This window comes from Pseudomonadota bacterium (assembly GCA_016927275.1).
In the GTDB taxonomy this organism is placed as follows: domain Bacteria; phylum UBA10199; class UBA10199; order 2-02-FULL-44-16; family JAAZCA01; genus JAFGMW01.
Window position 1 is genome coordinate 1 of record JAFGMW010000115.1, and the last position, 8,901, is coordinate 8,901.

Below are 8,901 nucleotides of genomic sequence, written 5' to 3' on the forward strand. Positions count from 1 at the left end.
CTTCTCGCTACGCTCGTCGCCTCAGGCGCCGGCTCCTCGCTGGGCTTTCGTCGGCCGGTTCATGACAGGCTACGGAATCCGGCCTCCTCGAGCCCCGCTGCGAAGAATGCCCGGCCCCGCTCCATCAACTCGGCACCATTGCGCTCCTGACTGTCGCCGTGTCGAGGTTGTCCGTTTCGGAGCGGATCGTTGCATTCTTTGCAGCAGGACTGTTTCCGGCTTCGGGTGGCTGCGGAGCGGGGGACCCCCATTTGACGCCAGCAGCCGCGGAAAGTCATCCGCACAGGCTCCGTGACCGATCGCGGCGATGCCGCAAATGGGGGTGGTCCGCAGACAGGACCCGAAGCCACTCCGCCTCGCTCCTCAACGGACAACCTCGACGAGGCGGCTGACTGCTCGCCGGATCAAAAGCAAGCGATTTCAATAAGTTAGAAATAGCAAAATAGTGCGCAACTTATGCGACATTTTGTCGACAAATACCCAGGCAGTTGTGATAGGGGTTTTGCCGGCGAGAGGGCCTATGGGAAAAAATTATCCGACAGGATCAGTTTGCGGGTTCAAGGGTACGACATGCAGGCTCGCCGATTATCCGGAGTGCGACGAGCGGAATATGAAACGGCTTCGTCCCTTGCCCGAAAATCCGCCGACCGACAAGCGTGCGCTGGCGAAGTGGGCCGATGCGTGGGTCGGCAACCTCAAGGGCTCCGGCGGCATCTGCAGATATGCTTCAGGGAACTGGGGCATGTACTTCGGACAGAGTCCGCGGCCCGGATCGGGCACAGTTTCTTCCGCTGAGGCCTCGGTCCCGAAGGACACCGCAACGCCTGAGAAGGCCCCGGCTCCAGCTCCGACTCCGATACCTGCGCCCCCGGCGAAGGAGGGCGACGACGAAGGGGTTTTCAGCCCGGCCGATATCCTGCGGTCTGTGGAGTCTTTCATCGACGAAACCTTCACCCCGAAGTTCCGCGATAAATACGGAGTTGCGCTCCTGATCGGCGGCGGGGGACTGATCCTCCTTTCGGGCGGCCTGCTGGCCGCGAAGAGCCTCGTCATCAGGAGGCGCCGCGCCGCAGCGCCTGCCACTGCACCCGGCGAACATCCGCCCACGCTCGTCGATCCGAATGTGCCTAGAGCTGCGGAGCCGGCCGAGGGGGGTGTTCAGCCTGCAGCGGCGCCGGCAGCCCCCACGAAGGCGGAGCTGAAGGCGCGGAGAGAGGCCGAGGAGACGAAGAGGAAGCAGGAGGCGGAGGAAAGAAAGCGCGCCGAGGAGGCCGAGAAGCAGAGGAAAAAGAAGGAGGCGGAGGGAAGAAAGCGCGCCGAGGAGGCCGAGAAGCAGAGGAAAAAGCAGGAGGCGAGGGAGGCAAAGCGCGCCGAGGAAGAGGAGAGGGCGAGGCAGAAGGCCGCGAGGAAGGCTGGGAAGGCGGGCAAGGCGGCAGAGCCCGCTCGTGCACACGAGGCCAGCGGCTCCACGACACTCAATTCCGCAGAGTACCAGGCCGCGGTCCGCATGCAGAGGATGCTGGCCGTCCACGACGCCCTTCTCGAGATCGAAGAGTACAGGGCCTTTGAACCTGTGAGCAGGATACAGATCGCGAAGTTGATCGCGGAGGCCGACATATCCAGGCCTTTTGAAGCGGGCGGTATCAAGGCCGTGCCGATTACGTCGAGCGATAAAACCGTCTGGATGGTGGGCGCGGATGCAAATCCAAAGGTCGAGATCGACACCACCATGCTCTTCAAATCGGAATCCGCGTGGGAGATCGTGGATGAGATGGAGATGCTCATGAGGCAGGTGCGCAGGGTGAAGCGGGTGGACAGCTCCTCGGCCGATCTTCGGCCCGCGGACGACGCGGCGCTGGCCCGGGCCCTCTACATGGACATGAAGATGGCGCAGGCGGACGGCAGCTGGTCGAAGGTGCTCGAGAAATATCCGGAGAACAGGGGCGAGCTCAGGGGGCCCATGCCTCCGCAGTGGATAATAATCCGCTTCGCCGAGACCGGCTGGGGCGTGGAGGGGAAGGGCGACCCGCTTCTCGACCAGCGCATCAAGCTGCCGCCGAGATCGGCCGATCCTGCGCCGAAAAGGGGCGAGGTCGCCACCCAGGCCAACTCGGCGTTCATCGCCCAGCTCATATCCACCGAATGGTTCAGGGAGCTGGGCAACACCGACCGCGAGGTGGTGCTGGCGAGACAGCGCGACATCGATTCTGCCCTCCAGATCGCATACAGGGACGATGCCTTCAAGAGGATGTTCGTCGAAGGGAGGCGCATCTCTGAGGATGGGCTGAGGCAAGTGGTGTCGGAGGTCTTCGATGCCTTCATGGTCGACGTCAACGCCAGCGAGGGGCTCAGATCGCTGCGGATCACCAGGGAGAAGGATGCCCGAAGGCCGGAGTGGGCTGAGAAGTACAGGGAGCTGGTGCGGCCCGCCGGCGTGAAGTGATTGCAGGGCGGCGTTGCCGCCGCACTTCGGCTTTTTCTTGACATATCCCCCCAAAAGCGGGAAGTTCCGCGCGCTCGTTTGGCGAAACTAAATCCATTATCTTTCAACCGGTTGGACACACTGCCATGATCGAAATAAGGTTCCACGGCCGCGGAGGCCAAGGCGCAGTCACCTCAGCAGAACTCGTCGCCCTCGCGGCGATAGAGCAGGGACGCTTCGCACAGTCCATGCCATCCTTCGGCCCGGAGCGCCGCGGCGCCCCTGTGCAGGCATATCTGCGCGTGGCCGATGAGAAGATCCGCGTGCGCGCCGAGATCAATCACCCGAACATCGTGGTCGTGCTCGACGACAGCCTCATAGATATCCTGGACGTGACCCATGGGCTCAAGGACAAGGGGCTCGTGGTGCTCAATACCAGGCGCAGCGAGAAAGAGGTCCGCGAGGTCATGAAGTACAAGGGCAGCCTCGCGTGCATCGACGCGCTCACCATAGCGCTCGAGACGCTCAAGGTCCCGATCACCAACACCACGATGATAGGCGCGCTGCTCAAGGCCAGCGGTGTTATCCCGCTGGACGCCCTCGTCCCTCAGATAGAGCGCCGCTTCAACCCCAAGCTCGCGGAGCGCAACGTGGCCGCGCTCAAGCGCGCGTTCGAGGAGACAAAGGTGTCCGGTTGAACGATTTGAATCTGCAGCGGAGAGTGAGATGGCGGAGATAACGGTCAAGGACGTGAAGACAGGCTTCATAGTGGACACCCCGGGCGGCGCCAAGGCGTACCGCACCGGCGACTGGCGGAGCCAGCGCCCGGTCTACGACCAGGACCGGTGCGTGAAATGCGGGGTCTGCTATCTCTTCTGCCCCGACTCCGCCATTAAAATAAAGGAAGACGGCTACGTGGAGGTGGACGAGTTCTACTGCAAGGGCTGCGGGATCTGCGCGAAGGAGTGCTGGACCGGCGCCTTCGAGATGAAGCCGCTGGGCGAGGAGAAGAAATAACAGCTCAAAGGTGAAAGCTCAAAGGTGAAAGCCGAGGAACAGACATGGGCAAGAGAATAGGGATCGAGGTCTCGCTGGCGGTGTCGGAGGCGGTGAAGCTCTGCAACACCGACGTCGTCGCAGCATATCCCATCACGCCGCAGACCCACATAGTGGAGCATCTCTCCGAGATCATAGCCGACGGCGAGCTGGACGCGGAGTTCATATGCGTGGAGAGCGAGCACTCGGCCATGAGCGCGTGCCTCGGCTCCGCAGCCGCAGGCGCCCGCACCTTCACCGCGACAGCGGGGCAGGGGCTCGAGCTCATGCACGAGGCGGTCTATCTCGCCTCCTCCATGAGGCTCCCGATGGTCATGGCTGTTGCAAACCGCGCACTCTCCGCGCCGCTGTCGGTATGGGGCGACCACTCGGACGTCATGGCGGTGCGCGACACGGGCTGGATACAGGTCTTCTGCGAGGACGGCCAGGAGGCCTTCGACCACATAATCTGGGCATTCCGCGTCGCCGAGGACAACAGGGTGCTGTTCCCGGTCATGGTGCACCTCGACGGCTTCCACCTCACGCACGTGGTCGAGCCGATCTACATAGAGGACCGGGAGAAGGTGGACTCGTTCCTCCCGCCAAACCGGTTCCCTCTGCCGCTCGACCCCAAGAAGCCGGTCAGCATGGGGACCTTTGCGCCGCCTGTGATCTACACCGAGATAAAGAAGGCGCAGGAGGACGCGTTCCAGTCGATCATGCCCCATATCGTCGAATGCTGGGAGAAATTTGGAAAGCACTTCGGCCGCAGCTACAAGCCGGTCGAGACCTACAGGGCCGAGGACGCCGAGACCCTCATAATGACCATGGGAAGCTACGGCGAGACCGCGTCGGTCGCGATCGACACCCTGCGCGCGAAGGGGCTCAAGGTCGGCCAGGTGAAGCTCAGACTCTGGAGGCCGTTCCCGTTCAAGGAGCTGCGCGATGCGGTCAAGGGGGCGAAGAATCTGATCGTGCTCGACCGATGCATCTCCTCAGGCGGCCCGGGCGGACCGGTGGCCTCCGAGGTGCGCAGCGCGCTCTACGACGAGCCCGTGAGGCCCGTGGTCGTGGGCTACATATCCGGCCTCGGCGGCCGCGACATACTGCCGGAGCAGTTCGAGGCGATGATAGAGCGCGGGATCAAGGACGCGGCAAAGGGCCGGACCGAACGAATGGTGATACTCGGCGCCAGAGAGTAGAAGGGAAGGATCGAGATGAGGGACCTGTCCGTATTCGCATCCAGGCTCGTCACGAAGGACGAGAGCTTCACGCCGGGGCATCGCGCCTGCGTCGGCTGCGCCGAGGCGCTTGCCGTGAGGCAGGTGGCCAAGGCGGTCGGCCGCAACGCCATCATGGTCAACGCGACAGGCTGCATGGAGATCATCGCATCCTGCTATCCGGACACCAGCTGGGAGATCCCCTGGATCCACACCCTCTTCGAGAACACCGCCGCGGTCGCCTCCGGCGTGGAGTCGGCCCTCAAGGTGCAGAGGCGCAAGGGGCGCATCGATCCGGGCCGCCGCATCAAGGTCGTGGGGATGGGCGGGGACGGCGCGACCGCCGACATCGGCATACAGGCCCTCTCCGGGATGCTCGAGCGCGGCCACGACGTGCTCTACATCTGCTACGACAACGAGGCGTACATGAACACGGGGATACAGCGCTCCGGCGCCACGCCCTACGGCGCCTCGACGACCACCTCCCCCGCGGGCAAGAAGAGCATAGGCCAGCAGACGGAGAAGAAGAACATGCCGGAGATCGTCGCCGCCCATCGCATCCCGTACGTCGCGACCGCCTGCCCCAGCTTCCCGTTCGACCTGATGGACAAGGTGAAGAGGGCGGTGGCGGTCGAGGGGCCCGCGTACATCCACGTATTCTCCGTGTGCCCGACCGGCTGGCGCGCCGCCTCCGAGGACGCGGTCAGGTTCGGCAGGCTCGCGGTGCAGTCGGGGGTGTTCCCGCTCTACGAGGTGGTGGACGGCGAGTACAGGCTGTCCATGGATTTCGAGAAGCTTGTCCCCGTGAAGGACTACTTCAAGGGGCAGGGCCGCTTCCGCCACCTCACCGACCAGGACGTGGAGCACATCCAGCGGAGGGTGGAGAAGAACTGGAACGAGCTGAGGAAGAAATGCAATCTGTGAGCTGTGAGCAAACGGCTCGCCGCTCACGACTCACAACGTGGATAGAACTTTTTCAAGAGAGGGATCGAGATGGACCTCACAAAAGTGGACGCGATCTGCACGAAGCACCGCGGGCAGCCGGAGCAGCTGATCGGCATACTCCAGGACGTGCAGAAGGAGTACAACTACCTGCCCAGGGAGGCGCTGGAGCGCGTCTCGAAGGGCCTCGAGGTGCCGCTGTCGCGCATCTACGCGGTTGCCACGTTCTTCAAGGCGTTCTCGCTCCAGCCGCGCGGCAGAAACCACGTCTGCGTCTGCATGGGCACCGCCTGCCACGTCCGCGGCGCGCCCAACGTGCTCTCCGAGATGGAGCGCGACCTCGGCATCAAGGCGGGGGAGACCGACCGGGACCTCAATTTCACGCTCGAGACGGTAAACTGCGTGGGCGCCTGCGCGCTGGGGCCCGTCGCTGTGGTCAACGGCGAATATCACGGCAAGCTCACGACGCAGAAGGTCGGCGAGCTGGTGAAGAAGATGAAGGGGTGAGTCGTGGCTAAGCTTATTCCGGACGTCAAGGCGCTCGAGGCCCTGAGGAAAAAATCCCTCGACGAGCGAAAGGGCTACAAACAGGTCATCGCGGTGTGCGGCGGCACCGGCTGCCACGCCTACGGCTGCATGAAGGTCATCGAGGCGTTCCGCGCCGAGCTCGCTAAGCAGGGGCTCGCGAAGGACGTGAGGCTGCGGACCACCGGCTGCCACGGCTTCTGCGAGATGGGGTCGCTGTGCATCATCCACCCGTCCGACATCTTCTACGTCAAGATCACGCCCGAGGACGTGGCCGAGGTAGTCTCCGAGACGGTGAAGGCCGGCAAGGTGATCGACAGGCTCTGCTACACCGACCCCGCTTCCAAGAAGAAGGTGGTCAAGGCCGCCGAGGTCCCTTTCTACAAGAACCAGCACAGGCTGCTCTTCGCGCAGAACGGCATGGTCGATCCAAAGGACCTGGACGACTACCTCGCCATCGGCGGGTTCTCCGGCGCTGCCGCGGCGCTCTGCGATCTCAAGCCGCGGGACATCATCGACAAGATCAAGGCCTCGGGCCTCAGGGGCCGGGGCGGCGGGGGATTCCCCACGGGCAGGAAGTGGGAGATCTGCGCTTCGCACGAGAGCGACGTCCGCTACATCGTCTGCAACGCGGACGAGGGCGACCCGGGCGCGTACATGGACCGCTCGATCCTCGAGGGCAACCCCTTCGCCGTGATCGAGGGCATGATCGTCGGCGCGAAGGCGATAGGCGCCGCGCACGGCTATGTGTACGTGAGGAACGAATATCCGCTCGCGGTGGAGAACCTCGGCGCTGCAATAGTGAAGGCGCGCGAGGCGGGGCTCCTGGGCGAGGACATCCTAAAGACCGGCTTCTCCTTCGACATCACCATCAACCGCGGCGGCGGCGCATTCGTCTGCGGCGAGGAGACCGGCCTCATAAGCTCGGTCATGGGGCTCACCGGCGAGCCGAACCCCAAGCCTCCCTATCCGGCGCAGCGCGGCCTCTGGGGCAAGCCCACGGTGATCAACAACGTGGAGACCTGGGCCAACGTCCCCATGATCCTCTCCAAGGGCGAGAAGTGGTTCGCCGGGATGGGGACCGCGAACAGCAAGGGGACCAAGGTCTTCTCGCTGGTCGGCAAGATCAACAACACGGGGCTGGTCGAGGTGCCCATGGGCATCACGCTCCGCAAGATCGTCTACGACATCGGCGGCGGGATCCCCGGCGGCCGCAAGTTCAAGGCGGTGCAGACAGGCGGCCCCTCGGGCGGGTGCCTGCCCGAGTCAATGCTCGACTCGCCGGTCGATTTCGACGAGCTCACGAAGATGGGATCGATGATGGGCTCCGGCGGAATGATCGTCATGGACGACCGGACCTGCATGGTCGACGTGGCGCACTATTTCATGAAGTTCTTGAGCGAGGAGAGCTGCGGAAAGTGCGTGCCCTGCCGCGAGGGGGTGCCGCGCATGAAAGCGATCCTCGAGGACATCACCAACGGCAAGGGCAGCGACGAGGCGATCGCCCTCCTCCAGGAGCTGGGCGAGACGGTGCGCGACGCCTCTCTCTGCGCGCTCGGCGGCACCTCCCCCAACCCGGTGCTCTCCACCCTCAAGTACTTCCGCGACGAGTACGAGGCGCACATACGGGACAAGCGCTGCCCGGCGGGGGTCTGCAAGGCGCTGATCAACTATTCCGTAATAGAGGACAGGTGCACGGGCTGCGGGGCCTGCGCAAGGGTCTGCCCCACGCAGGCCGCGGTCGCGACCGGAAGGCCCGCGACGGTCAAGGGAAAGAAACACGACAAGCTCAAGGCGCACGAGATCGTGCAGGAGAAGTGCATAAAGTGCGGGGCCTGCATAGAGGCCTGCAAGTTCGACGCGATCAAGGTCGAATAGGAGCCCAGCGATGCCGGACGTGACGATAAAGGTGGACGGGAGAGAGATAACCGCGAAGACCGAGGAGACGCTCCTGCCGGCGCTCCTCGCTGCCGGATTCGACATCCCGCACATGTGCTACAACGAGGAGATCAAGCCCTACGGCGCCTGCAGGCTCTGCATCGTGGAGGTCGAGGCGGGAGGGCGCCGCAGCGTGGTATCGTCCTGCTCGTATCCCGTGAGCGATGGGATGGTGGTCTACACCGACACCGAGAGGATCAAGAAGCACCGCAGGATGATCGTGGAGCTCCTGCTCGCGCGCTGCCCCGATGTCAAGGAGGTGCGCGATCTGGCGCGCGACGTAGGTCTGGAACACGAGCCTCGCTTCGCGAAGAGGGACAAGGGCTGCATACTCTGCGGGCTGTGCACGAGGGCGTGCGAGCAGGTGGTCGGCGTCTCCGCAATATCGTTCGTGGGGCGCGGCCCCGACAAGGAGGTCGGCACCCCGTTTCTGGACAGGAGCGACGTCTGCATCGGCTGCGGGTCGTGCTACTACGTGTGCCCCGTGAACTACGTGGAGATGGAGGACGAGGAGGACGTGCGCCGCTTCCCGCAGTGGAAGGTCGAGTTCGAGAAGGTCTGGTGCGAGAGGCTGGGGCGCAAGGTCCCGAAGAAGATGCTTGAGCACTTCAGCAAGATCGCGAAGATCCCGGAGGGCTGGTTCGAGGGCTCTCCGGCAGGCAAGAAGTAGACCCTCCCGACAATCCGCTAGCCGTCGTTCAGGTGTTTGAGGACCTGGACCGCGACCGCTTTGAAGGCGTCGAACACCCCGTCGCCCCGGATCGCCACGGTCTCGAACTCGTCCCTCTTTTCGGCGTTGAGGTAGCGGGACATCTCGGC

8 protein-coding genes are annotated in these 8,901 nt (G+C 63.9%); all 8 read left to right on the top strand.

What is annotated here, in order from left to right; genetic code table 11:
* Positions 1-610: 610 nt before the first annotated feature.
* The 8 genes from JXA24_07775 to JXA24_07810 all read left to right on the top strand — a co-directional run bounded on the left by JXA24_07775 (position 611) and on the right by JXA24_07810 (position 8,752).
* Positions 611-2,443 (top strand): hypothetical protein, encoded by a 1,833-nt coding sequence (locus tag JXA24_07775; protein MBN1283651.1) that lies wholly within the window; start codon positions 611-613, stop codon positions 2,441-2,443.
* 125 nt (positions 2,444-2,568) lie between these two features.
* Positions 2,569-3,120, top strand: a complete 552-nt coding sequence (locus JXA24_07780) for a 2-oxoacid:acceptor oxidoreductase family protein (protein ID MBN1283652.1) — start codon at positions 2,569-2,571, stop codon at positions 3,118-3,120.
* A gap of 28 nt (positions 3,121-3,148) precedes the next feature.
* Complete coding sequence (locus JXA24_07785; GenBank protein ID MBN1283653.1) at positions 3,149-3,439, top strand: 4Fe-4S binding protein; 291 nt, start codon at positions 3,149-3,151, stop codon at positions 3,437-3,439.
* Between the two features lie 44 nt (positions 3,440-3,483).
* Complete coding sequence (gene porA / locus JXA24_07790) at positions 3,484-4,659, top strand: pyruvate ferredoxin oxidoreductase (protein MBN1283654.1); 1,176 nt, start codon at positions 3,484-3,486, stop codon at positions 4,657-4,659.
* 15 nt (positions 4,660-4,674) lie between these two features.
* Positions 4,675-5,601 (top strand): pyruvate synthase subunit beta, encoded by a 927-nt coding sequence (locus JXA24_07795; protein MBN1283655.1) that lies wholly within the window; start codon positions 4,675-4,677, stop codon positions 5,599-5,601.
* A 69-nt stretch (positions 5,602-5,670) separates the two neighbouring features.
* Positions 5,671-6,126, top strand: a complete 456-nt coding sequence (locus tag JXA24_07800; protein MBN1283656.1) for an NAD(P)H-dependent oxidoreductase subunit E — start codon at positions 5,671-5,673, stop codon at positions 6,124-6,126.
* A gap of 3 nt (positions 6,127-6,129) precedes the next feature.
* Positions 6,130-8,022, top strand: coding sequence for a 4Fe-4S binding protein (locus JXA24_07805; GenBank protein MBN1283657.1), 1,893 nt, complete (start codon positions 6,130-6,132; stop codon positions 8,020-8,022).
* Positions 8,023-8,032: 10 nt separating this feature from the next.
* Positions 8,033-8,752 (top strand): (2Fe-2S)-binding protein, encoded by a 720-nt coding sequence (locus JXA24_07810; GenBank protein MBN1283658.1) that lies wholly within the window; start codon positions 8,033-8,035, stop codon positions 8,750-8,752.
* Positions 8,753-8,901 lie beyond the last annotated feature (149 nt).